This window comes from Paraburkholderia nodosa (assembly GCF_001718195.1).
Lineage (GTDB): Bacteria > Pseudomonadota > Gammaproteobacteria > Burkholderiales > Burkholderiaceae > Paraburkholderia > Paraburkholderia nodosa_A.
In genome coordinates this window covers 96,305-119,350 of sequence record NZ_MCNV01000009.1, presented here as the reverse complement: position 1 = coordinate 119,350, position 23,046 = coordinate 96,305, and the positions used below count along the sequence as shown (strand labels likewise).

At 65.1% G+C, this 23,046-nt stretch carries 20 protein-coding genes and 7 tRNA genes; 7 read left to right on the top strand and 20 right to left on the bottom strand.

Going from position 1 to position 23,046, the window contains the following annotated elements:
* Positions 1–11 precede the first annotated feature (11 nt).
* From BFD71_RS17660 to tsaB, 4 genes are read right to left on the bottom strand one after another with little or no spacing between them, the layout of a single operon-like run.
* Positions 12–1,058, bottom strand: coding sequence for a DUF1853 family protein (locus tag BFD71_RS17660; RefSeq protein WP_083245314.1), 1,047 nt, complete (start codon positions 1,056–1,058; stop codon positions 12–14).
* Positions 1,055–2,041: a uracil-DNA glycosylase gene (locus BFD71_RS17655; protein ID WP_069265598.1), complete on the bottom strand. Its 987-nt coding sequence runs from the start codon at positions 2,039–2,041 to the stop codon at positions 1,055–1,057. Before BFD71_RS17655 ends, BFD71_RS17660 begins: the two co-directional genes overlap by 4 nt.
* Positions 2,028–2,522 (bottom strand): ribosomal protein S18-alanine N-acetyltransferase, encoded by a 495-nt coding sequence (gene rimI, locus BFD71_RS17650; RefSeq protein WP_069265597.1) that lies wholly within the window; start codon positions 2,520–2,522, stop codon positions 2,028–2,030. The genes BFD71_RS17655 and rimI overlap by 14 nt, the downstream gene beginning before the upstream one ends.
* The gene (gene tsaB, locus BFD71_RS17645) at positions 2,519–3,328 is read right to left on the bottom strand and encodes a tRNA (adenosine(37)-N6)-threonylcarbamoyltransferase complex dimerization subunit type 1 TsaB (RefSeq protein ID WP_069265596.1); all 810 of its coding nucleotides are present in this window, start codon (positions 3,326–3,328) and stop codon (positions 2,519–2,521) included. Before tsaB ends, rimI begins: the two co-directional genes overlap by 4 nt.
* A gap of 196 nt (positions 3,329–3,524) precedes the next feature.
* Here tsaB and BFD71_RS17640 point away from each other — a divergent pair, with 196 nt between their 5' ends.
* The 3 genes from BFD71_RS17640 (at position 3,525) to aceA (ending at position 7,647) form a co-directional block, all read left to right on the top strand.
* Positions 3,525–3,794, top strand: coding sequence for an acyl-CoA-binding protein (locus BFD71_RS17640; protein ID WP_028204087.1), 270 nt, complete (start codon positions 3,525–3,527; stop codon positions 3,792–3,794).
* A 412-nt stretch (positions 3,795–4,206) separates the two neighbouring features.
* Positions 4,207–5,928 carry a DEAD/DEAH box helicase gene (locus tag BFD71_RS17635; protein ID WP_069265595.1) on the top strand — a complete coding sequence of 574 codons (1,722 nt, stop codon included), beginning with the start codon at positions 4,207–4,209 and terminating at the stop codon, positions 5,926–5,928.
* A 411-nt stretch (positions 5,929–6,339) separates the two neighbouring features.
* Positions 6,340–7,647, top strand: a complete 1,308-nt coding sequence (gene aceA / locus BFD71_RS17630) for an isocitrate lyase (RefSeq protein ID WP_069265594.1) — start codon at positions 6,340–6,342, stop codon at positions 7,645–7,647.
* Between the two features lie 244 nt (positions 7,648–7,891).
* Here the strand turns inward: aceA and BFD71_RS17625 are convergent, their stop codons facing one another.
* Entirely contained in the window at positions 7,892–8,326 is a 435-nt protein-coding gene (locus BFD71_RS17625) for a universal stress protein (RefSeq protein WP_069265593.1), read from the bottom strand.
* A 192-nt stretch (positions 8,327–8,518) separates the two neighbouring features.
* On the bottom strand, positions 8,519–9,421 hold the full coding sequence (locus BFD71_RS17620) for a LysR family transcriptional regulator (protein WP_069265592.1): 903 nt from the start codon (positions 9,419–9,421) through the stop codon (positions 8,519–8,521).
* A gap of 165 nt (positions 9,422–9,586) precedes the next feature.
* On the opposite strand from BFD71_RS17620, the gene BFD71_RS17615 reads away from it, so the two are divergent.
* Together BFD71_RS17615 and aceB are read left to right on the top strand one after the other, a co-directional pair.
* Positions 9,587–10,360, top strand: a complete 774-nt coding sequence (locus tag BFD71_RS17615; protein ID WP_069265591.1) for a haloacid dehalogenase type II — start codon at positions 9,587–9,589, stop codon at positions 10,358–10,360.
* A gap of 68 nt (positions 10,361–10,428) precedes the next feature.
* A complete protein-coding gene (gene aceB, locus BFD71_RS17610; RefSeq protein ID WP_069265590.1) occupies positions 10,429–12,021 on the top strand; it encodes a malate synthase A in 1,593 nt (530 codons plus the stop codon).
* A 94-nt stretch (positions 12,022–12,115) separates the two neighbouring features.
* Here the strand turns inward: aceB and BFD71_RS17605 are convergent, their stop codons facing one another.
* Positions 12,116–12,523 carry a gamma-glutamylcyclotransferase family protein gene (locus tag BFD71_RS17605; RefSeq protein ID WP_069265589.1) on the bottom strand — a complete coding sequence of 136 codons (408 nt, stop codon included), beginning with the start codon at positions 12,521–12,523 and terminating at the stop codon, positions 12,116–12,118.
* 153 nt (positions 12,524–12,676) lie between these two features.
* Between BFD71_RS17605 and BFD71_RS17600 the strand changes: the two genes are divergently transcribed.
* Positions 12,677–13,570, top strand: a complete 894-nt coding sequence (locus BFD71_RS17600) for an AraC family transcriptional regulator (protein WP_069265588.1) — start codon at positions 12,677–12,679, stop codon at positions 13,568–13,570.
* Positions 13,571–13,588: 18 nt separating this feature from the next.
* On the opposite strand, the gene BFD71_RS17595 is transcribed toward BFD71_RS17600, so the two are convergent.
* From BFD71_RS17595 to gltX, 9 genes are all read right to left on the bottom strand, one after another.
* Positions 13,589–14,053, bottom strand: coding sequence for a GNAT family N-acetyltransferase (locus tag BFD71_RS17595; RefSeq protein ID WP_028204095.1), 465 nt, complete (start codon positions 14,051–14,053; stop codon positions 13,589–13,591).
* Between the two features lie 166 nt (positions 14,054–14,219).
* Positions 14,220–14,296: transfer RNA gene (locus tag BFD71_RS17590), tRNA-Asp, on the bottom strand.
* An 80-nt stretch (positions 14,297–14,376) separates the two neighbouring features.
* Positions 14,377–14,452: transfer RNA gene (locus BFD71_RS17585), tRNA-Glu, on the bottom strand.
* Between the two features lie 82 nt (positions 14,453–14,534).
* Positions 14,535–14,611 (bottom strand) — tRNA-Asp (locus tag BFD71_RS17580).
* A 99-nt stretch (positions 14,612–14,710) separates the two neighbouring features.
* Positions 14,711–14,786 (bottom strand) — tRNA-Glu (locus BFD71_RS17575).
* Positions 14,787–14,857: 71 nt separating this feature from the next.
* A tRNA-Asp gene (locus BFD71_RS17570) sits at positions 14,858–14,934 on the bottom strand.
* A gap of 75 nt (positions 14,935–15,009) precedes the next feature.
* Positions 15,010–15,085 (bottom strand) — tRNA-Glu (locus BFD71_RS17565).
* A gap of 55 nt (positions 15,086–15,140) precedes the next feature.
* A tRNA-Ala gene (locus tag BFD71_RS17560) sits at positions 15,141–15,216 on the bottom strand.
* 245 nt (positions 15,217–15,461) lie between these two features.
* Complete coding sequence (gene gltX, locus BFD71_RS17555; RefSeq protein WP_069265587.1) at positions 15,462–16,883, bottom strand: glutamate--tRNA ligase; 1,422 nt, start codon at positions 16,881–16,883, stop codon at positions 15,462–15,464.
* A 477-nt stretch (positions 16,884–17,360) separates the two neighbouring features.
* On the opposite strand from gltX, the gene BFD71_RS17550 reads away from it, so the two are divergent.
* On the top strand, positions 17,361–18,305 hold the full coding sequence (locus BFD71_RS17550; RefSeq protein ID WP_069265586.1) for a patatin-like phospholipase family protein: 945 nt from the start codon (positions 17,361–17,363) through the stop codon (positions 18,303–18,305).
* A gap of 100 nt (positions 18,306–18,405) precedes the next feature.
* On the opposite strand, the gene BFD71_RS17545 is transcribed toward BFD71_RS17550, so the two are convergent.
* The 4 genes from BFD71_RS17545 to BFD71_RS17530 all read right to left on the bottom strand — a co-directional run bounded on the left by BFD71_RS17545 (position 18,406) and on the right by BFD71_RS17530 (position 23,038).
* On the bottom strand, positions 18,406–19,116 hold the full coding sequence (locus BFD71_RS17545; RefSeq protein WP_069265585.1) for a C40 family peptidase: 711 nt from the start codon (positions 19,114–19,116) through the stop codon (positions 18,406–18,408).
* Positions 19,117–19,276: 160 nt separating this feature from the next.
* A complete protein-coding gene (locus BFD71_RS17540) occupies positions 19,277–20,896 on the bottom strand; it encodes an ABC transporter ATP-binding protein (protein WP_069265584.1) in 1,620 nt (539 codons plus the stop codon).
* A complete protein-coding gene (locus BFD71_RS17535; RefSeq protein WP_069265583.1) occupies positions 20,893–21,999 on the bottom strand; it encodes an ABC transporter permease in 1,107 nt (368 codons plus the stop codon). Before BFD71_RS17535 ends, BFD71_RS17540 begins: the two co-directional genes overlap by 4 nt.
* 1 nt (position 22,000) lies before the next feature.
* Entirely contained in the window at positions 22,001–23,038 is a 1,038-nt protein-coding gene (locus BFD71_RS17530; protein ID WP_028204101.1) for a microcin C ABC transporter permease YejB, read from the bottom strand.
* Between the last annotated feature and the right edge of the window lie 8 nt (positions 23,039–23,046).

Sequence of the window (23,046 nt, the reverse complement as noted above, 5' to 3'; positions counted from 1 at the left end):
CTTGCGCGCGCTTATTGACGTGCAAATGCCGCGGCGCGCGCAGGCCAGTCGTCGGGAACGATGAAGCCGCGCGACTGTTCGCGGTAGCCGCCTGCGCTGTCGGGCGTGAATGCCGCAATCAGCGCGGGCTCGTCTGGCCGGGCTAACGCATCGAGTAACGCGTTGGGGTCGACGCAGGGCGCGTCCGCCAGCCTGCGCGGCGCGAGCCATGCGAGCCTCGGCAGGACGCTCCAGCCATCGGCGGCCTGTTGCCCGGCGAACGCCGGCCAGTCCGAGCACGTCACCCACCAGCCACGCCCATGATCTGCGGTCAGCTCGGGGGCGTCCTCCACCCGTGACGGCGCCCCCTCTCCCGCCCGGTAGAAGAGCCAGCCTTTCACGAACATCTGCGCGAGCCAATGGCCTTCGTAGCCCAGCGAAGCGAATTCTTCGTGTGCGCTCAAACGCAGTTGACGGTCGCGCAGATGCGTCAGTTTCAGATCAAAGCGATCGCGCAGATTCGGCCCGACGAATTCGGCGAGCGACGCACGTGCGTCATCGCCCGGTCCTGCGTGCAGGTAGCACTTCACCGCCAGCTCCCAATGCAGACGTTCGCCGGCCCGCGTGCGCACGAGAAAATCGCACTCGCCGAGCGTGAGCCCCGCACGGCGCAGCGGCACGTTCTGCGCGACGAGCTGCGCCGCCGGTCCATGCGCGAGAAACCATCCCAGCAGATTTTCGGCATAGCGGCCGAGGCGGTGCGTCGGCGCGGCCATGAGCGCTTCATGCAGCCGCGCCGGATCGCGATCGAGTTGCGCGAGCCAGTCGCGTGTGGCGCGCGCTTCATCGGCATCGGCGCACCATTGCGCCAATGGAGCTAGCGGTGGTTGCGCACGCAACAGATCCGCGCTGAAAAGCAGCCACGCGAGATCGCGCACGGCCGGATCGGCGAGGCGATCGAGTATGTCGCGGTTCGCGCCGCTACCAGGCACACGCTGAGACCCAGCATCGTCTTGCGGCCCGCCGTCGCCCCCGGCACATTGGGCGCCGGATACGTTCGCGGGCCGCGCAGCGTTCATTGCTCGCCGCCGGACGCCGCACGCCAGGTGTCGCGGGCGAGACAGAGGTCGGTCCAGGCCTTCGCCTTGTCGTGCAGGCTGCGCAGCAAATAAGCGGGGTGATAGGTGACGATGACGGGCACGCCCTCGTATTCGTGGACGCGTCCGCGCAGCGACGCGATGCTGCCATCGGTCTTGAGCAGGCTTTGCGCCGCGAAACGCCCGAGCGCGACGATGATCTTCGGCTTCACGATCGCCACCTGCCGCTGCAGATACGGCTCGCAGCGCGCGACCTCGTCGGGTTCCGGATTGCGGTTGCCAGGCGGGCGGCACTTGATGACGTTCGCGATATAGACGTTCTCGCCACGGGCGAGCGAGAGCGCGCGCAGCATGTTGTCGAGCAGCTTGCCGGCCTGGCCGACGAAGGGCTCGCCCTGGCGGTCTTCGTTCTCGCCGGGCGCCTCGCCGATCAGCATCCAGTCGGCCTCGCGATCGCCTACGCCGAACACGGTGTTGGTGCGCTTCTCGCACAGGCGGCAGCGCGTGCACGAGGCCACGCATTCGGCGAGCGCGTCCCAGTCGAGCGTCGCGACATCGTTGCGCGGTGCGCCGTCAGCCTGCGCCGGCTCGGCGTCGTGAGGCAGAACCGGCTGGGCCACTGTGTCGAACCAGGCGAAATCTTCGTCGGTGAGGGGCGGCGGTTCGTCCGATGAACGCGGTGCGGGCGTCGATGGCGAAGCAGCGCGCGCAACGGGCTGCGGTGCTTGCGAGCGCTCCGCGGCGGCCGGGTGTATTTCGGACGGCTCCGCCGCAGCGACCGGACGATGCACGACCGGCACCACCGGCGCCGCCGGCGCCTCGGCTTGCGCGCGTGTCACCGCGGACGACGGCGCAGCGGCCTCATCTTCGCGCACTGCTTCGAGCGGCGCGGCACCCCGCGCCCCTTTGCGCACCCAGCGCGGCGCGAGCCCAAGCTCCTCCAGCGCGATCTCATCGAGCGACATCCGCGCCCTCCCCTGCAAAAGAAAAACGCATCACGAGTGCGTCCTCGCGGCTGTGATGCCGGGCCGGATAGTAGTTCTTGCGGCGGCCGATCGTGACGAAGCCGAACTGTTCGTACAGCCGGATTGCCCGGTGATTCGAAGGCCGGACTTCGAGCAGCAGGCCTTCGAGCCCCTGCGTGCGCGCAATGCGCACCGCCTCGCGCAGCATGGCGAGCCCCGCGCCCGCGCCCTGCGCCTGAGGCGCGACACACAGATTCAGCAGATGCATCTCGTCGACCACGGGCATCAGCACGCAATAACCGATCAGCGTGCCGGTGACGTGGCGCATGCACAGCCCGTAGTAGCCATTGCGCAGCGAATCCTCGAAGTTGCCGCGCGACCACGGAAACTCATAGGCGGAACGCTCGACGATCGCGACTTCGTCCAGGTCGCTTTCGGTCATCGGCGACAGGTAGCGGTCGGTCATGAGCACGCCGCTCATTGCGCGCCCTCTCCGCCTGCGCCACCGTGAGCGGCAGCCTTCGCGGCCAGGCGCTCGGCCGTGGTCTGCGCGACCTTGTTGCGCACGTATTCGGGCGCAGCCTGGTCGGCGGGTTGCGTGCGGCCCGCGCGATACGCGCGCAACGCCGCGTGCGCCAGCGGCAGCGCGTGCGGGAGCGCCTCGGCGTCGATCGTGCGCGCTGCGGCGGCGGCCGTCAGGCGCGCGCCGAACGCTGCGGCGGCGTTGCCCGCCAGCGTGAACGGCGCCTCGGGCGCGGCGATATGCTCCGGCGAGTCGAGCGATGCGGCCTGCAGCGTGCGCCAGTCGCCGGCTGCGGCATCCCACGCGTAGTCGGCCCAGTAGGCTTCGTCCATGCGCGCGTCGAGCGCGGCCAGCACGCGGGTCGCGGCGGGATCGCGCAGCCTCGCGCTCTCCGCACACACGAGCAGCGTGCCCACGGGCACCACCGGGATATCGAGGCCGAACGCAAGCCCTTGTGCCACGCCCGTCGCCGTGCGCAGCCCCGTGAAGGAGCCCGGGCCCGCGCCGAACGCGATCGCGTCGCAGTCGGCGAGCGTGAGGCCGGCATCGTCGAACAATTCGCCAATGGCCGGCAGGAGCCGCGTGCTGGAGACGGCACCGGTGGCTTCGTGGCGCACCCAGACGCTGACTTCCGAGCGCGACGCGGTAGCAGCCTCGCCGCCGGTAGAGGGAGAAAGATCTGCGCCGCCAGGGGCGACGCGAAGCAGCGCGACCGAGCAATATTCGGTCGAAGTATCGAGGGCAAGCAGCACGGTTTCGGTCATGAGCGCTATTGTAATGCCCCGCCCTCCGCGCGGGCCCAGGGCTCTCGCCAACCGGCGGATGCACAAGCATCAGGCGTCATGGCCTCCTCTGGCCCACCCGTGCCCGGCACGAGTGGAGGAATCGCTCCAGCTTTTCCGGGGTTTGCGCTGCTACCATCGGCGCGCTGACCTGAACCCCTATGCGGAGGAAACAATCATGAGCGACGTGAACACTCAGTTCGCCCAAGCCCAGCAAGACGTGCAGCAACTGCCGGAGCGCCCCGGCAATCTGACGCTGCTGCGCCTCTATGCACTCTTCAAGCAGGCCACCGAAGGCGACGTGCACGGCGACAAGCCCGGCTTCACGGATATCGTCGGCAAGTACAAGTACGAAGCGTGGGCCGCGCTGCAAGGCACCGCGCAGGAAACGGCCAGGCAGCAATACGTAGAATTGGTTGAATCGCTCAAGAGCGGCGCCACGAGCTGAACGCGCGCAACTGACAAGGCGCGCGTGACGAGTTGAGGCGCCCCGCCCGCTGCGTCACACCGCCGCACCCGTGCCCTCGCGGTGCGTCGCTCTGGCGCGTCGCAACAAAACGAGATATACTGCGCGCTGCGTTGTGCTCCGGTCGCTCGTTCGATCAGCACAACGCCTCGTAGCGTTAAGCTCCAATCCAGTTTAGAACCTGTCCCCCCCTGCCATGGCCCTTTTTTTGGGGCCGTCAATATCAGGCTGGCGGCTGGCCAATCCCGGCCTGAGCCGCACCCAAAACAGCTTCTAACGAAAAATCCGCCATTGTGTGCGGATTGCCCCCGTTTTTCGATTTGTTCGCAAAATCCGACGACTTGGGTATGCCGATTGGCGCCGACGTTCTATTTCCTGTGTAACAAGGATTTTCATGACTTCGAGCAATACCCAAAGCCCCCTGGACGCAATCGCCGATCAGGCCCTCGGTCTTTCCGCCGCCGCCGACGCTTCCGTTGAAGCCCCCGCGCAGGCCGCCGATGTGACCGACGGTGCGGCGTTCGCGGCACTCGGTCTGTCGCCGGAGATCGTCTCCGCGCTGATCGCAGCGGGCTACAAGGCTCCGACGCCGGTGCAGGAACGCGCCATTCCTGTCGCCATCGCCGGACGCGACCTGCTGGTCTCGAGCCCGACCGGTTCGGGCAAGACCGCAGCCTTCATGCTGCCCGCCATCGAGCGCTTCGCGCAGATCCAGAAGGCCCTGGCCGCCCAGCCGCGCGAGCCGCGCCCGCAAGGCGCGAACGGCCCGCAAAGCGATCGCCGCCAGCGCCGTCCGCAACCGGTGGCACGCCCCGGTCTCCTCGTCCTCACGCCCACGCGTGAACTCGCGATGCAGGTGACCACGGCTGCTTCGACGTACGGCAAGCACCTGCGCCGCCTGCGCACGGTCAGCATTCTCGGCGGCGTGGCTTACGGCCAGCAGCTGATGCTGCTCGCAAAGAACCCCGAGATTCTCGTGGCGACCCCGGGCCGTCTGCTCGATCACCTCGAGCGCGGCCGCATCGACTTGTCCGAACTCAAGATGCTCGTGCTCGACGAAGCCGACCGCATGCTCGACATGGGCTTCATCGACGACATCGACACGATCGTCGCCGCTACGCCCGAAACGCGTCAGACGATGCTGTTCTCGGCCACGCTCGACGGCAAGATCGCTTCGATCACCGGCCGCCTGCTGAAGGACCCGGAGCGCATCGAGATCGTGCGCAAGGTCGAGGCAGCCTCGAACATTGCGCAAACCGTGCACTACGTGGACGACCGCGATCACAAGGATCGTCTGCTCGACCATCTGCTGCGCGACGAGAGCCTCGACCAGGCTGTCGTGTTCACGGCGACCAAGATGGACGCTGACCAGCTCGCCGGCAAGCTCGCCGACGCTGGCTTCGAAAGCGCCGCGCTGCACGGCGACCTGCCGCAAGGCGCGCGTAACCGCACGATCCGTGCGCTGCGCGAGCGTCGTGTGCGCGTGCTCGTCGCGACCGACGTCGCGGCGCGCGGTATCGACATCCCCGGCATCACGCACGTGTTCAACTACGACCTGCCGAAGTTCGCCGAAGACTACGTGCACCGTATCGGCCGTACCGGTCGTGCAGGCCGTTCGGGCACGGCAGTGAGCCTCGTGCATCACGCCGAGCAAGGCGCCCTCAAGCGTATCGAGCGCTTCGTGCGTTCGCCGCTGCCGGTGAACGTCGTGGAAGGCTTCGAGCCGCGCAAGGCGCCGCCGGCCAACCGTGGCTTTGGCGGCCGCGGTCGCCCGGGTGGCGGCAATGGCGGTGGCCGTCGCTTCGGCAACGGTAACGGCAAGCCGGGTGGCTACGGCGCCCGTGCCGGCAATGGCGGCAATGGCGGCAACGGCGGCGAGCGCAACGGCAACAGCTGGGGCAACAAGCCGGAAGGCTCGCGCGGCGGCTACGGTGCCCGCGAAGGCGGCTACAACTCGGGTTCGCGTGAAGGCGGCTTCGGCGGCGGCTCGCGCGGCGAAGGCAACCGAGGCGGCTACGGCCAGCAACGCGAAGGCTACGGCCGCTCGCGCGAAGGCGGTGGCGGTTACGGCGCGCGCCGTAACGACGGCCCGCGTGGCGCGCGTCGCGACAGCTAAATCGCCTAAAACGGCGTGGCGCGGCCTTCGAGCCGCCCCGCCGCCACAGCGAAATACCCAGGACCGGTGCTTAGGCACCGGTCTTTTTTTATCTCCGCGTAGATTTCACGATGTGAAAAATTTTTTTGCTTCGTAAAAAATCGTGCTGCGTGGCACAAAGAGACCCATTGCAAGATGGAAAATTGCGTTTCACATCACAAAACAAATTGCATAACACATTGATTTTGTTTAAATAAAAAACCTTCAAAAAGCCCATTTGCCCGCCTGTTGCCCGTCGAACGATTTGCCTAGACTCTTATATAAGAGTTCGCGAGACGAAACACCAGAACACCGGCGCTTGCGTTCCGCGATTCAGCGGTTCAGCAGTTTCGTTTCAGCGATCCCCTTATCAGGCAAACGAAGGAGCCCACCATGTCGACTCGTCAACAGCAAGCTCAGCAACTCCAACAGCAATGGGAAACCGATCCGCGCTGGAAGGGCATCAAGCGCAACTACACGGCGGAAGACGTGGTGCGCCTGCGCGGCTCGCTCCAGCCGGAGCACACGCTCGCGAAGCACGGCGCCGAAAAGCTCTGGAAAGGCGTGAACACCGAGCCGTTCATCAACGCACTGGGCGCGCTCACGGGCAACCAGGCCATGCAGCAAGTGAAGGCCGGTCTCAAGGCGATCTATCTCTCGGGCTGGCAGGTCGCGGGCGACGCCAACCTCGCCGGCGAAATGTACCCGGACCAGTCGCTCTACCCGGCCAACTCGGTGCCGCAGGTGGTCGAGCGCATCAACAACACGCTCACGCGCGCCGACCAGATCCAGTGGTCCGAAGGCAAGAACCCCGGCGACGAAGGCTACGTGGATTACTTCCAGCCGATCGTGGCCGACGCAGAAGCCGGCTTCGGCGGCGTGCTCAACGCGTTCGAACTGATGAAGGCGATGATCGAAGCGGGCGCCGCGGGCGTGCACTTCGAAGACCAGCTCGCCTCGGTGAAGAAGTGCGGCCACATGGGCGGCAAGGTGCTCGTGCCGACGCGCGAGAACGTCGCGAAGCTCACGGCCGCGCGTCTGGCCGCCGACGTCTGCGGCGTGCCGACCGTGCTGCTCGCCCGCACCGACGCGGAAGCCGCCGACCTCGTGACCTCGGACATCGACGATAACGACCGCCCGTTCCTCACCGGCGAGCGCACCGTCGAAGGCTTCTTCCGCACGAAGAACGGCCTCGAGCAGGCCATCTCGCGCGGTCTCGCCTACGCGCCGTACGCCGACATGATCTGGTGCGAAACGGGCAAGCCGGATCTGGAGTTCGCGAAGAAGTTCGCGGAAGCGATCCACAAGCAGTTCCCGGGCAAGCTGCTCTCGTACAACTGCTCGCCGTCGTTCAACTGGAAGAAGAACCTCGACGACGCGACGATCGCCCGCTTCCAGCGCGAGCTGGGCGCCATGGGCTACAAATTCCAGTTCATCACGCTCGCGGGCTTCCACTCGCTCAACTACTCGATGTTCAACCTCGCGCACGGCTACGCACGCCAGAACATGAGCGCGTTCGTGGAACTCCAGCAGGCGGAGTTCGCCGCCGCCGAGAAGGGCTTCACCGCCGTGAAGCATCAGCGCGAAGTGGGCACCGGCTACTTCGACGCCGTGACGCAGACGGTCGAGCGCGAAGCGTCGACCACGGCGCTGCACGGCTCGACGGAAGACGAACAGTTCTTCGACAAGAAGGTGGCGTAAGACCACCGGCAGCAACGGCGGCGCCAGCCGCCGCGCTCGAACAGGCGGCCGGCACGCGTACCTTGGCGGGGCGCGCCGGCCGCCTGGCGACGCGGCACGAGCGCATGCCGCAGGGCGTTCAGGGAGGAAGCGGTAGAGGACACCGGCCGCGCGTGCTGGACAGAATCCGGCCCGTGGCTCGCTCAGCCAACGCAGCGGGCGAGCATGGCCTCGTGCTTCATCGCGAAACCTGGAAAAGCGCCAGCTAGCGATAAACGATCACCGGAATCTTCGTATGCGTAAGCACGCGCTGCGTCTCGCTGCCGATCAGCAGGCTGCCCAGCCCGCGACGCCCGTGCGAGGCCATGAAGATGACATCGCAGCCGCCCGCTTCGGCGGCTTCGATGATGCCGAGATACGGCGAGGGATGCACGCTCGTGCGGCTGTCGCAGACCACGCCCGCGCTACGCGCCGCCGCCTCGATTTCGTCCAGATGCACGCGCGCCTCTCGCTCACTGCGCGTCTGGAAGTCCCCGGGCGGTTCGATCACCACGTCGGCGTAAGGCGAGTACGGATATTGCGGCAGGCATGCGTAGGCCGTGACGCGCGCGCCCACTGTGCGCGCGAGATCGATCGCGCCGTTGATCGCTTTCTTCGACAGTTCCGAGCCGTCCGTCGGAACGAGGATGTGCTTGAACATGGCGCCCTCCGTGGTCTATCGGATTACGGGCAAGACTAGAATCAAAGTCAAGGTTCGAAACGGGGGGCAAAGACTCAGCAGGCGTCTCGCGCGGGCGAGCGCCAGGGCCCTCAGGGTCGATTGTAGTGCGCGATAAATCGCTGCGAGCCATGCGTGCGGGTCATCCCGGATATCGGAAACGCGCACTGCGCCCTATCCCCAGTAACCGGGTTGACCGTAGGTATGCTTGAGATAGTCGAGAAAGAGGCGCACGCGCAGCGGCAGATGGCGGCGCTGCGGAAACACGGCGTGAATGCCGATGGGCGGCGCGGCGAATGCGTCGAGCACGCTCACGAGCCGGCCCGCCGCGATGTCCTCGCCGACTTCCCACCACGAGCGCCACGCCAGACCGTGGCCCGCGAGACACCACTCATGCAGCACGGCACCGTCCGAGCATTCCATCGTGCCCGCCACGCGGATCGACACCACTTTGCCGTCCTGCTGGAACGCCCAGCCGCGCTGCTGGTTCAGGCTCGCGCCGAAAGCGAGACAGTTATGGCGCGCGAGGTCGGCGGGCGTTTCGGGCTCGCCGCGGCGCGACAGATACGCGGGCGCCGCCACGCACACGCGGCGGTTCTCGCCGAGCTTGAGCGACACGAGAGACGAATCGGGCAATTCGCCCAGGCGCACGGCGCAGTCGAAGCCTTCGTTGACGAGATCGACGAGCCGGTCCGAAAGATCGAGCGCGATGCTCACGTCCGGATGCGCAACCGTGAAATCGGGCACGAGCGGCGCGACATGGCGACGCCCAAAACCAGCCGGCGCGGACACGCGCAGGTGCCCGCTCGCCTTCACGCCGCCCTCGGACACACTCGCCTCGGCGTTCTGCATGTCGTGAATGATGCGCTGGCAGTCCTCGAGAAACGCCGATCCTTCGAACGTGAGCGTAATGCGCCGCGTGGTGCGCACGAGCAGTTTCACGCCGAGGCGCTCTTCCAGCGCATCGATGCGCCGGCCGATGATGGCGGGCGCCACGCCCTCGGCCTGGGCGGCGGCGGACAGGCTACCCTTGGCGGCCACGGTGACGAAAGTCTCGATCTGTTTGAAGCGGTCCATCGGTGGATGCTGCGCGCACTGGGCGACAGAAACAGTGGAAAAGAGAACGCAGGTCGACAGATTAGGTGGGTAAAAGTAAAAGATCAAGTGATCAATCCCGCCTTTTTCAGTGATACGACTCATGAATACAATAGACCTCGACCTCTGAAGATGGAGTGCAAGGCTATGTCGGCCACAACGACACCCTCAACGACACGATTTCCCAAGGCAGTTGTTTTCGACGCGTACGGCACGCTTTTCGACGTGCATTCGGTCGTCGCTGCCGCCGAGCAGATGTTCCCCGGCCAAGGCGAGGCGCTCTCGCAGCTGTGGCGCCTGAAGCAGATCGAGTACACGCAGTTGCGCACGCTCTCCGACCCGGCCGGCGCGCGCTATCGCCCGTTCTGGGACATCACGCTCGACGCCCTGCGCTACGCCGCGCGCCGCCTGAACCTGTCGCTCACGGGCGCGGGCGAAAAGCGCCTCATGGACGAATACGCCTGCCTGTCGGCTTTCCCCGACGTGCTGCCCGTGCTGCGCCGCCTGCGTGAGCCACGCGAAGACGGCACGCGCATGGGCCTGGCGATCCTCTCGAATGGCAACCCGCAGATGCTCGACATCGCGGTGAAGAGCGCCGGCATGAGCGGCCTCTTCGACCACGTGCTGTCGGTCGATGCCGTGCGCGCCTACAAGCCGGCCGCCGCCGCGTATTCGCTCGGCTCGGCCGCCTTCGACGCCGCGCCACGCGACCTCGTGTTCGTGTCGTCGAACGGCTGGGACGCCGCGGGCGCCGGCTGGTTCGGCTACACCACGTTCTGGATCAATCGCCAGCGCTTGCCCGCCGAAGAGCTCGGCGTGGCGCCGCATGGCACCGGCAGCGGCATGACAGAACTCGCCGCCTTTCTCGAAACCGCTGCGCCCGAGCGGCAAAGCCGCCCTCGCCCCAGCCCGGGCGCGTGACAGACACGCCGCTCGCCGCAGCCACAACAACCACACATTCACAATCTGACCGACCAAGGAGCAAGCAAATGGCGAACACGTTGCAACTGCCGCAAGGCATGCAGATCACGGCTGACATCCGGCCCGGCTTCGAAACGATCCTCACGCCCGAAGCGCTCGAACTCGTCGCGAAGCTGCACCGCGCATTCGAGCCGCGCCGCCAGGAACTGCTGAAGGCACGCGTCGAGCGCACCAAGCGCCTCGACGCCGGCGAGCGCCCCGACTTTCTTGCCGACACGAAATCGATCCGCGAAGGCGACTGGAAGATCGCGGCGCTGCCGAAGGATCTCGAATGCCGCCGCGTGGAAATCACGGGCCCGGTCGAACGCAAGATGATCATCAACGCGCTGAACTCGGGCGCGGACTCGTACATGACTGACTTCGAGGACTCGAACGCGCCGAACTGGGAAAACCAGATCGTCGGCCAGCTCAACCTGAAGGACGCAGTGCGCCGCACGATTTCGCTCGAACAGAACGGCAAGACCTACCAGCTCAACGACAAGACCGCCACGCTGATCGTGCGTCCGCGCGGCTGGCACCTCGACGAGAAGCACGTGACGGTGGACGGTCAGCGTGTGTCGGGCGGCATCTTCGACTTCGCGCTCTATCTCTTCCACAACGCGAAGGAACTGATTTCGCGCGGCAGCGGCCCGTACTTCTATCTGCCGAAGATGGAAAGCCACCTCGAAGCGCGCCTGTGGAACGACGTCTTCGTCGCGGCGCAGGAAGGTGTGGGCATCCCGCGCGGCACGATCCGCGCGACGGTGCTGGTCGAGACGATCCTCGCCGCGTTCGAGATGGACGAAATCCTCTATGAACTGCGCGAGCACAGCTCGGGCCTGAACGCCGGCCGCTGGGACTACATCTTCTCGGCGATCAAGAAGTTCAAGAACGACAAGGACTTCTGTCTTGCCGACCGCGCGCAGATCACGATGACCGTGCCGTTCATGCGCGCCTACGCGCTCGAACTGCTCAAGACCTGCCATAAGCGCAACGCACCGGCGATCGGCGGCATGAGCGCACTCATCCCGATCAAGAACGACGCAGCCGCCAACGACAAGGCCATGGGCGGCGTGCGTTCGGACAAGGCGCGTGACGCGACCGATGGCTACGACGGCGGCTGGGTTGCGCACCCGGGCCTCGTGCCCATCGCGATGGAAGAGTTCGTGAAGGTGCTCGGCGACAAGCCGAACCAGATCGGCAAGCAGCGCGCGGACGTGAACGTCACGGGCAAGGATCTGCTCGACTTCCGTCCGGAAGCGCCGATCACCGAGACGGGCCTGCGCAACAACATCAACGTGGGCATCCACTACCTCGGCTCGTGGCTCGCGGGCAATGGCTGCGTGCCGATCCACAACCTGATGGAAGACGCCGCGACCGCCGAAATCTCGCGCTCGCAGGTGTGGCAGTGGATCCGCTCGCCCAAGGGCAAGCTCGAAGACGGCCGCAAGGTCACGGCCGAACTCGTGCGCGAACTGATCCCGCAGGAGCTGGACAAGGTGAAGGCGTCGGTCGGCGGCGACACGAAGCCGTACGAGCGCGCAGCGCAGATCTTCGAACAGATGTCGACGTCGGAAAACTTCGTCGAGTTCCTGACGCTGCCGCTGTACGAAGAGATCTAATCGTTCGGTACGTCTAACGAATCGCCGACGAATAAGGCCCGGCGGGTGTGAGCCCGCCGGGCCTTGGTGTTTTCACGCGCCGCGTCTTGAGTTGTCAGCGCCCGCGCCGATGCGCGACCCAGTCGCCGCCTGCGATCTCGGGGCGTCCGGCAATGGCGGCCGACGCGACCGGATAGTAGAGGCAAGCGATGCGTTCGCCCTGCACCTCGATATCCACTTCCTGCGAAACGAACAGGTTGTCGACGCCCGGATACACCTGCTCGATTTCGTCGAGCACGGCGAGGAGCGCGTCGTCGATCTCGTAGACGTCGCCGACGACCGTCGATTGCGCATTCGCCGATCCGGCCACCATCCCGGGATAACTGCCGAAGTCGAAGAGCCGGCCGGCGAGCGTGGCGAGACCGAGGTGACGCGGGCGCGCGATCGCGTTGCGATCGGCCGCGAGGTTGATGTCGTTGATCTCGCCCGCGCGCAGCGTGCCGTAGACGAACACGTATTTCATGGCTTTTCTCTCCTTCAGGGCGGCTCGCGCCACACGAGCACGCTGTCGATTCGCCCACATTATGCCCGGCCATAGATGGCGTGCGGTCAAGGCCCTCGAGCGCGAGACGTCTACAATGGGCGCACAGTTGCCAAACCCGTCGCCCTGCCCGTCATGCCCGAGGATCTGCCCCGCTTCGCATCCAGCGATGCACGCAACGATGCGCTGCCGCGCGCCGAACTCGTCGATATCCCGCCCGAGTTCGCGCCGACGCCCACGCATCCGATCCGCGTACGCTCGCGTCCCATGCCGTCGGGTGTGTGCATCGCGCAGCACACGCATGCGTGGGCGCAGCTTGCCTACTCCTCGCGCGGCGTGCTGCGTATGGCGACGCCCGGCACGACGTGGATGGTGCCGCCCTCGCGCGCGATCTGGGTGCCGCCTCACATCACACACGAAGTGGCGATCGTCGAGGACGCGTTCCTGCGCACGCTCTACGTAGACGAATCGGTGATTCCGCCCGGCCTCGACGCGTGTCGCGTGGTCGAAGTCTCAGGCCTGCTGCGCGAGACGATCGCAGCACTCGACGAGCGCGGCATTCCCACCGCGCGTGAGCGCCTGCTCGGCGCGCTGGCGCTCGACGAGATCACGCGCTCGGCGCCGCTGCCGCTCGCCGTGCCGATGCCCGAGGAAAAGCGCCTGCGCGCGTTATGCGAAGCGCTGATCGCCGATCCGGCGGGACCCGGCTCGCTCGAATACTGGGCCGCACACGTGGGCGCGAGCACGCGCACGATCGCGCGGCTCTTCCGGCAGGAACTGGGGGTGAGCTTTTCGCAGTGGCGCCAGCAGGCGATTCTCGCGCGCGCGATCCCGCTGCTCAATCAGGGACGCCCGATGGCCGTCGTGGCGCAGGAACTCGGCTACCGGAGCCAGAGTGCGTTTTCGGCGATGTTTCGCCGTGCCTTCGGCGAGAGCCCGCGCGCCTTCATCGCGCGCGGCACGGGTGACCGCGATGCGGACGAACCGGAAGATTCCGTGGCCGCCGGGCGCGACGACGACACGCGTTAAGTGGGAAAGCGGCCAGGCTCAGACGAGCCGCGTCATATGGCGAATCGAGCCCAGGCGCGCAAGCCTCGGACCCGCCACGCGATAACCCATGCGCAAGTAAAGTCGCGCGGCCGGATTGTCGACGAACACGCGCAGTTGCAGCTCGCGCAGGCCGCGCTCGCGGGCCCACTGGTGCGAGATATCGAGCAGGAACGTGCCGGCGCCATTGCCGCGATACCCCTGGGCGATCTGCACATCGCGAATGTGCAGCGAGTCGCCCTCCTGCGTCACGCGCAGCACGCCAATCGCCTCGCCATCGAGTTCGAGAATGAAGTTCTCCGACTCGCGATAGCTCGCCAGAAAGAGATCGCCGCGCCAGACGAGGTGATGCCGCAGATAGTAGCCACCCATGTTATTGCGCGTGAGCGTCTCCGCGAACTCGAAATCGTCCATGGTGGCGCGGCGCAGCTGAAACGGCGACGGGATGTCGTTCGGTGCGAACATGTCGGCAAGCGAGGAAACCAGGTTTCGACAACGCTACGATAACGCGCGGCCGCCGGCAATCGCAGATTGTCCGTACGGCAAACGAAATGAAGGATGGGGATGGAAGCGTGAGAAACGTCTGTGGAAAAAGAAAAAGCCCGTTGGACGTATCCAACGGGCTTCGTTCTGGCGGAGCGGACGGGACTCGAACCCGCGACCCCCGGCGTGACAGGCCGGTATTCTAACCGACTGAACTACCGCTCCAGCTTGCTGCTCACCGGCGGGCGTCGGTCGATTCCCGCTGGCGGCGTCGCCGCATGACTCTTTGGCGCCGCATTTTGATTTGGCGTCCCCTAGGGGATTCGAACCCCTGTACTCACCGTGAAAGGGTGATGTCCTAGGCCTCTAGACGAAGGGGACAACACGGGTATAAGCGCAGGCTTACACCTTTGAACTGCAGCGGTTCGCCATTGCCGAAGCAACGACGGAACAGCTTTGAAACTGGCGGAGCGGACGGGACTCGAACCCGCGACCCCCGGCGTGACAGGCCGGTATTCTAACCGACTGAACTACCGCTCCAGCTTACTGCTCACACCGGCGGGCGTCGGTCGATTCCCGCTGGCGGCGTCGCCACACTGCTCGCTCGCAGTGCTACTTCTTTGGCGCCGCATTTTGATTTGGCGTCCCCTAGGGGATTCGAACCCCTGTACTCACCGTGAAAGGGTGATGTCCTAGGCCTCTAGACGAAGGGGACAACACGGGCTTTCGCCTGTAATCGTCACTTTAACTAAAAAGCCCGCTCACAGTTTCTGAACGGGCTCGATCTGGCGGAGCGGACGGGACTCGAACCCGCGACCCCCGGCGTGACAGGCCGGTATTCTAACCGACTGAACTACCGCTCCAGTTCGACACAGTCAGATGGATGTCGGTTGATTTCCACCTGATGCTACGCCAATCTCATTGACGACGCCCATGTCTGGCGTCCCCTAGGGGATTCGAACCCCTGTACTCACCGTGAAAGGGTGATGTCCTAGGCCTCTAGACGAAGGGGACATGATCTTTTCAGATAATGCCTTTACCGCACTCTACTGCTTACTGCATGTTCTGTTGGTGGAGGTAAGCGGGATCGAACCGCTGACCTCTTGCATGCCATGCAAGCGCTCTCCCAGCTGAGCTATACCCCCTTGCAGAACAGAAGCGAGATTTTAAACATCAATTTCGCTTTCGTCAAGAGCTTTTGAATCGTTTTTTGAAGCGCTTCGAGGTTTCCTTGAAACATCGTTGCCCGATTCTGCGGCTCTTTGCGTGAGATTTGCTGCTTATTTGCCGCTTGTTTGCGACTCCCTCGCGCTCCGTATTCAACGGAGCCCGAATACTACAAGAACTGCCGCCCGGGCGCTAGGGTCCGGGCGAATATTCTTCAAAGTTTTTACTTTGCAGCCGAAATGCCCTTCTCGAGGCGGCTCACCACCGCATCGCGGCCGAACAGCACGAGCACCGCATCGACCGAAGGCGTATGCGTCGTCCCTGCCACGAGCAGGCGGGCCGGCATCGCGAGCTGGGGCATCTTGAGCTTGTGTGTGGCGAGCGTCGCCTTCAGCGCTGCCGAGACGCCCTCCTTCGTCCACTCCGCGCCCTTGAGCGCGACGACGAGATCGGCGAGCGCGGGGCGTACGGCTTCCGTGATGTGCTGTGCGAGCGCTTCGGCTTCCGGCTGCGGCTCGCGGTAGAACATCATCGCGCTCTCGGCGATCTCCTTGATCGTGTTCGCACGGTCCTTGAAAAGCGCGACCACGCCTTCGAGCGACGGCCCCTTGGTGAGCGCCGCCTCGTCCACGCCGAGGGCAGCGAAGAACGGCTTCGAGAGCTCGGCGAGGCGCGCGTTGTCCACTTCCTTCAGGTAGTGGTTGTTGAGCCAGTTGAGCTTGTTGTGGTCGTATTGCGCGGGCGACTTGCCGAGATGCTCGAGATCGAACCACTCCACGAACTGCTCGCACGTGAACACTTCGGCGTCGCCGTGCGACCAACCCAGACGTGCGAGATAGTTGAGGACCGCTTCCGGCAGATAGCCCGCATCGCGATAACCCATCACGCTCATCGCGCCGTGGCGCTTGCTCATCTTTTCGCCCTGCTCGTTAAGCACGGTAGGCAGGTGCGCGTAGACCGGCGGCTCGCCGCCGAGCGCGCGCAGGATGTTGATCTGGCGCGGCGTGTTATTCACGTGATCGTCGCCGCGAATCACGTGCGTGATCTTCATGTCGAGATCGTCCACGACCACGCAGAAGTTGTAGGTCGGCGTGCCGTCCGGGCGCGCGATCACGAGGTCGTCGAGCTCTTCGTTCGAGATCTCCACGCGGCCCTTGACGGCGTCGTCCCATGCCACCACGCCCGTGAGCGGGTTGCGAAAGCGCAGCACCGGCTGCACCCCCGCCGGCGGCGTGGGCAGCACCTTGCCCGGCTCCGGGCGCCACGTGCCGTCGTAGCGCGGCTTCTCGCCGGCCGCGCGCTGACGCTCGCGCAGCGCGTCGAGCTCTTCGGTCGACATGTAGCACGGATACACGAGGCCCTGCTCCTGCATCTGCCTGAGCACTTCGCGATAACGGTCCATGCGCTGCATCTGGTAGAACGGACCTTCGTCGAAATTCAGGCCGAGCCATTCCATGCCTTCGAGGATCGCGTCGACCGATTCCGACGTCGAACGCTCGAGGTCGGTATCTTCGATCCGCAGCACGAAGACGCCCTTGTTGTGGCGCGCGAACGCCCACGGGTAGAGCGCGGAACGGATATTGCCGAGATGGATGAAGCCGGTCGGGCTCGGCGCGAAGCGGGTACGGACGACAGAGGTAGTCATGGGCGATTACTCGAAGACGATGCCATCCGGAGCGCGGCGCTGGCAACAAAAGCAGCGACGGCGGCGGACGGCCGGGGTTCGCGGCGCGTTCGGCCCGCGCGGCTAGCGCGGGAGCGCCGGGGGCGCGCGCAGCCTCGCGCACACGAACGGGAATCCGGAAAATTAGAGACGGGATTATACCCGCCATGCACCGCTTCGGCCTGGGGGGCGAGGCCCGGGGTGCGCGTGCGGGCGCCCGTTTCTCTCATGCAAACGTGTATGCGCTCGCAAACCGTCGAGCGCGTTGTCATCTGGCGTCACATCGCGTTACATGCACGCCTGCTAAACCGGCCGCGCTTTGCCTTATGATGTCGGCGCGCCGCCACCACGATGCGGCGTCGCGCGAGCAAACACAGATACTCGGCCGCCCGCGCGAGCAGACCGGGGTACCGCGTCGTTCCTTGCCGGACACGCACGCGGACCGCATGGAGAACCTTCTTGAAGCAGTCATCGCCCTCATTGAGCCGCCGGCACTTTTCGCTTGCGGCCGCCTCCTCCGTCCTGGCCGCCTGCACGACCGCGGGCACGCAAACCGCCAGTGTCCCGCCGCCCGTCACCACCGCGCCCCCGCCGCCCGTCGCCAGGCCGCAGCGCCCGGTTCGCGTGGGCCTCGCGCTCGGCGGCGGCGCGGCGCGTGGCTTTGCGCATATCGGCGTGATCAAGGCGCTCGAGGCGCGCAACGTGCAAGTCGACTTCGTGGTCGGCACGAGCGCGGGCTCAGTCGTCGCGGCGCTCTACGCCTCGGGCATGAACGGTTTCGCGCTCAACAAGCTCGCCCTGACGATGGACGAAGCCTCGATCAGCGACTGGGCGATGCCGTTTCGCACGCGCGGTCTCCTGCAGGGCGTGGCGCTCCAGAACTATCTGAACACCACGCTGCACGACCGGCCCATCGAGAAGATGGCGAAGCCGCTCGGCGTCGTCTCGACCGACCTGCGCACGGGCCAGCCTATCCTGTTCCAGCGCGGCAACACGGGCATTGCCGTGCGCGCATCGTGCAGCATTCCGTCGATTTTCGAGCCGGTGAAGATTGCGGGCCACGAATACGTGGACGGCGGCCTCGTGAGCCCGGTGCCGGCCTCGTTCGCACGCAAGATGGGCGCCGACTTCGTGATCGCCGTGGACATCTCGGCGCGCCCTGAAACGGCCTCGACGCTGAGCCAGTTCGACGTGCTGATGCAGACCTTCACGATCATGGGCCAGACGATCAAGTCCTACGAACTCGACAAGTACGCCGACGTCGTGATCCGCCCGAATCTCAACGCGATGTCGTCCAGCGACTTCACTCAGCGCAACGCGGCGATTCTCGCGGGCGAGGAAGCCGCGGCGCGCATCATGCCGGAACTCGAGCGCAAGCTCGCTGCAGCGCGCCTGACGGCCTGATCGCTTGATCTGAGCGCCCCTTCAGCGGGCGCACGGGTGCAAAAAACGCAAAAAGCCTGCTTCGCAAGAAGCAGGCTTATTGTTCGCTACAAAACCCCGATCAGTTGCCGCCGTTGCCCTCGAACTGTGCGCTCACGCGCTTGAGGTTTTGCTGCTGATCCGCCGTGAACGACGTTTCGATGCGGCGTGCACCGGTGAAGCGCTTTTCCCAGTATCCGTCGTCGAGGTCGTCAACGCGGATCGTGCTGCCGGTAGACGGCGAATGCACGAACTTGTTGTCGCCGATGTAGATGCCGACGTGGGAGAACGTGCGGCGCATCGTGTTGAAGAACACGAGGTCGCCCGGCTTCAGGTTGCTCATGCTGACCTTCTCGCCCACGCGGCTCATTTCCTCGGCGCGGCGCGGCAGCGACATGCCGAGCGTGTCCTGGAACACGTAGCGCACGAAGCCGCTGCAGTCGAGGCCGGAGTCGGGCGTGTTGCCGCCCCAGCGGTAACGCACACCAATCATGTTGAGTGCGCCGACAACGACGTCGCCGGCTTTGCCGGCCATGCCGGACAGGAACGCCTTGGCGCCGCCTTCGGTCGGGGCCGGAGCCGCCGCCGGGGTCGCCTGGTTGGCATTCTGGAGGGCGTTCTGAAGTGCTGGGATGGACTGCGGATTCGCCGAATTGCTCGGCGAAAATGAGGCATTCTGGCTAAAGCTGCTTACTTCGTCGGCGAACGCGCCGGGAGCTGCGGCCATCAGTACGCCGATGAACATCCCGGCGACGACGCGCGTGCAAGCCTGGGTCAAGTATCGGTGCTGCATTGGTCGGTAGAAATTGCCCGTAAATCAGGGAGTTAGTGGAAAAGTTTGGACGATACTAGCCAGTAAGTATTTGTGTGTCAAAACAAATAGAAAAATTCAATCGCGACATTCACCTCATTGGTGAATTTCACCGAAATTCGCTCTAAAGTTCCGCCAAAGCCTAGCGATCGAATGCAGCTTTCAACAATTTTCGGGTGTAAGGATGGGCGGGTCTGTCGAAGATATTCGCGACCTCTCCCGACTCGACGATCGCCCCGTCCTGCATCACCACTACCCGGTGCGCCATTGCGCCGATCACCGCCAGGTCGTGGCTGATGAACACGTAGCCCAGGTTGTACTTGCGTTGCAAATCCGTCAACAATCTCAACACCTGTTGCTGGATTGACACGTCGAGCGCGCTGGTCGGTTCGTCGAGCACGATCACGCGAGGCTCCAGCACCAGCGTGCGCGCAATGGCGATACGCTGGCGCTGGCCACCCGAAAACTCGTGCGGGTATCGGTGCAAAGCGGTGCGATCGAGGCCCACTTCGCGCAGCACGCCGACAACGCGCTTGCGCCGCTCCTCGATAGAAAGATCGGGCCGATGCAGCGCGAGCCCCTCCCCCACGATGCGCTCGATGGTTTGACGCGGAGAAAGCGAACTGAACGGGTCCTGAAAGACAACCTGCAGATGCAAGCGCAACGACAGCCTGTCGCGGCCCGTGTAGCTCGCGATGGGCCGCCCCTGGAACTCGACGATACCGCCCGCCGTTCGCTGCAGCCCCAACATCGCCATCGCAAGCGTCGTTTTTCCCGATCCGGACTCGCCGACGATGCCAAGCGTCTCACCCTGGCGCACCGCAAGGTTCGCGTCGTTCACGGCGCGATAACGCCCCTTTTGCCACCAGCCGCGAAAACCCGGCAACTTCGTTGCGAAGTCGACGATCACGTCCTTCGCCTGCAGGAGAACCGGCGCGATCGGCAGGACGGGCAGCACGTGGCGCTCGGGACGGCTCGCGATGAGCCGTTGCGTGTACGGATGTTGCGGCGCCTCGAAAATCTGCTCGACGCTGCCCGACTCCACGACCCTGCCCTTCTCCATCACGGCCACGCGCTGCGCGAAGCGGCGCACGAGGTTCAGGTCGTGCGTGATGAGCAAGACCGACATGCCGCGCCGTGCCGCCTCCTCGCGCTGCAGCTCGAGCAGCAGATCGACGATCTGGCCGCGGATCGTCACGTCGAGCGCCGTGGTCGGCTCGTCGGCGAGCAACAGACGCGGACGGCACGCGAGCGCCATCGCGATCATCACGCGCTGGCGCTGGCCGCCCGAGAGCTGATGCGGATAACTCGACACGCGCCGCCGCGCCTCGGTAATGCCCGTGCGCTCGAGCAGCCCCACCGCCTGCTCGTAGGCCGCTTTCTTCGAGACGCCGTCGTGCAGCACGATGGTCTCCGCGATCTGTTCGCCGATCGTGTAGAGCGGATTGAGCGCCGTCATCGGTTCCTGGAAGATCATCGCGACGTCGTTGCCGCGCAGACCGCGCATCGCGCGTTCGCTCTTCGCGAGCAGATCGTCGCCGTCGAGGCGGATGCTTCCACTGATCTGCGCGTCCTGCAGCAGGCGCAGTACCGCGAGCGCGGTGACGGTCTTGCCCGAGCCCGACTCGCCGACGAGCGCCACGCGCTCGCCGCGCCCGATCGCGAGCGTGACATCATCGACGGCGAGCGTCTCGTCGAAGCGCACGCTCAGGTGCTCGATCGAGAGGAGCGGCGCGGCGGCGTCCTGTGGCACGGCGCTCACTGGTTGCCTCCGGCCTTCATGGCGTCGGAAATACGCGTATCGAGCGCGTTGCGTAGCGCGTCGCCGATGAACGTGAGCAGCAGCAGCGTCGCCACGAGCACACCGAAAGTCGAGAGCGCGATCCACCATGCGTCGAGATTGCGCTTGCCCTGTGCGAGCAACTCGCCGAGGCTCGGCGTGGGTGCGGGCACGCCAAGGCCCAGGAAGTCGAGACTCGTGAGTGCGAGAATCGCGCCGCTCATGCGAAACGGCAGGAACGTGATGACCGGCGTGAGGCTGTTGGGCAGCACGTGATGCCAGATGATCTGCCAGTTCGACAGGCCCATTGCGCGCGCGGCGAGCACATAGTCCTGGTTGCGATTGCGCAGGAATTCCGCGCGCACATAGTCGGACAAACCGATCCAGCCGAACAGCGAAAGCAGCACGATCAGCAGCACGAAGCCCGGCTCGAAGATCGCCGCGAAAATGATCAGCAGATAAAGCTCGGGTAGCGAACTCCAGATCTCGATGAGACGCTGTCCGAAGATATCGACCTTGCCGCCGAAGTACCCTTGCACCGCGCCCGCCAGCACGCCGAGCAGCGTGCCGATGGCAGTCAGCACGAGCGCGAACTCAACCGACACGCGAAAGCCGTACAGCAAGCGGGCGAACAGGTCGCGGCCGCTCTCGTCGGTGCCGAGCCAGTTCTGGCGCGACGGCGGCGCGGGGTTCGGCACTTTCGCGAAGTAGTTGAGTGTGTCGTAGTAGTACGGATTCGGCGGATAGATCGCGAAGTTGCCCGGCGCGTCGAAGCGGTGGCGAATGTACGGATCGAGGTAGTCGGCAGGCGTCGGGAAATCGCCGCCGAACGCGGTTTCCGGATAGTCCTTGAACAGCGGGAAATACAGGTGCCCGTCGTAGCGCACGACAAGCGGCTTGTCGTTGCACCAGAGCGGACCCGCGAGACTCGCCGCAAACGCGACAAGAAACACGATCAGGCTCCAGTAGCCCAGGCGCTGCTGCTTGAAGCGCAGCCACACGCGACGGGCGGGCGTGGGCGACTTGAGGGCGCGCACGCTCTCGGTACGCAGTTCGGGTTCAGCGCCAGCGCGGACTCGGTTCAACTCAGCGCTCCAGTTGTTCGAATTGGATGCGGGGATCGACCCACACGTAGCACAGATCGGAAATCAGTTTGGTTAGCAGTCCGATCAACGTGAAGAGGTACAGCGTGCCGAGCACGACCGGATAGTCGCGCCGCACGACGGATTCGTACGAAAGCAGGCCGAGCCCGTCGAGCGAGAAAAGCGTTTCGATCAGCAGGCTGCCGGTGAAGAACGCGCCGATGAACGCCGCCGGGAACCCCACCACGAGCGGCAGAAGCGCGTTGCGAAAGACGTGCTTCCAGAGCACGGTGCGCTCCGAGAGCCCTTTCGCGCGCGCGGTCAGCACGTATTGGCGGCGAATCTCTTCGAGAAAGGCGTTCTTGGTCAGCATGGTCGTGACGGCGAAACTGCCCACGACCGACGCCGTCACGGGCAGCGTGATGTGCCAGAGATAGTCGAGAATCTTGCCACCGAGTGAGAGAGTGTCCCAGTTGTCAGACGTGAGATTGCGCAGCGGGAAAAGCTGCAGGAACGAGCCGCCGCCGAACAGCACGAGCAGCAGCACGCCCAGCACGAAGCCCGGAATGGCGTAACCGACGAGCACGACGAGACTCGTCACGAGGTCGAACCGCGAGCCGTTGCGCACCGCCTTCGCGATGCCCAACGGCACCGATATCAGATAAGTGAGAAAGAAGGTCCAGAGGCCGATGCTGATCGACACCGGCAGCTTGGAAATGATCAGCGACCACACGCTCTGGTGATGGAAATAGCTCTGTCCGAGATCGAAGCGCGCAAAGCGCCCGAGCATCAGGAAATAGCGTTGCAGCGGCGGCTTGTCGAAGCCGTAAAGCTGCTTGAGCTGCGCGATCTGCTGCGCGTCCACGCCCGAATGCGCGCGCATGCCGAACGGCATGCCCTGCTCCGCGCCCCGCCGCAATTCGCGCACCGCCTGTTCGACGGGACCGCCCGGCACGAACTGGATCACGCCGAAGGTCAGCGTAAGCACGCCGAGCAGCGTCGGGATCATCAGCAGCAGGCGTTTGACGATGTAGCTCCACATGATTTCGA

Coding starts and splice junctions, on each gene's coding strand:
- BFD71_RS17660 (WP_083245314.1), bottom strand. CDS start 1,058: ATGAACGCTGCGCGGCCCGCGAACGTATCCGGCGCCCAATGTGCCGGG.
- BFD71_RS17655 (WP_069265598.1), bottom strand. CDS start 2,041: ATGTCGCTCGATGAGATCGCGCTGGAGGAGCTTGGGCTCGCGCCGCGC.
- rimI (WP_069265597.1), bottom strand. CDS start 2,522: ATGAGCGGCGTGCTCATGACCGACCGCTACCTGTCGCCGATGACCGAA.
- tsaB (WP_069265596.1), bottom strand. CDS start 3,328: ATGACCGAAACCGTGCTGCTTGCCCTCGATACTTCGACCGAATATTGC.
- BFD71_RS17640 (WP_028204087.1), top strand. CDS start 3,525: ATGAGCGACGTGAACACTCAGTTCGCCCAAGCCCAGCAAGACGTGCAG.
- BFD71_RS17635 (WP_069265595.1), top strand. CDS start 4,207: ATGACTTCGAGCAATACCCAAAGCCCCCTGGACGCAATCGCCGATCAG.
- aceA (WP_069265594.1), top strand. CDS start 6,340: ATGTCGACTCGTCAACAGCAAGCTCAGCAACTCCAACAGCAATGGGAA.
- BFD71_RS17625 (WP_069265593.1), bottom strand. CDS start 8,326: ATGTTCAAGCACATCCTCGTTCCGACGGACGGCTCGGAACTGTCGAAG.
- BFD71_RS17620 (WP_069265592.1), bottom strand. CDS start 9,421: ATGGACCGCTTCAAACAGATCGAGACTTTCGTCACCGTGGCCGCCAAG.
- BFD71_RS17615 (WP_069265591.1), top strand. CDS start 9,587: ATGTCGGCCACAACGACACCCTCAACGACACGATTTCCCAAGGCAGTT.
- aceB (WP_069265590.1), top strand. CDS start 10,429: ATGGCGAACACGTTGCAACTGCCGCAAGGCATGCAGATCACGGCTGAC.
- BFD71_RS17605 (WP_069265589.1), bottom strand. CDS start 12,523: ATGAAATACGTGTTCGTCTACGGCACGCTGCGCGCGGGCGAGATCAAC.
- BFD71_RS17600 (WP_069265588.1), top strand. CDS start 12,677: ATGCCCGAGGATCTGCCCCGCTTCGCATCCAGCGATGCACGCAACGAT.
- BFD71_RS17595 (WP_028204095.1), bottom strand. CDS start 14,053: ATGTTCGCACCGAACGACATCCCGTCGCCGTTTCAGCTGCGCCGCGCC.
- gltX (WP_069265587.1), bottom strand. CDS start 16,883: ATGACTACCTCTGTCGTCCGTACCCGCTTCGCGCCGAGCCCGACCGGC.
- BFD71_RS17545 (WP_069265585.1), bottom strand. CDS start 19,116: ATGCAGCACCGATACTTGACCCAGGCTTGCACGCGCGTCGTCGCCGGG.
- BFD71_RS17530 (WP_028204101.1), bottom strand. CDS start 23,038: ATGTGGAGCTACATCGTCAAACGCCTGCTGCTGATGATCCCGACGCTG.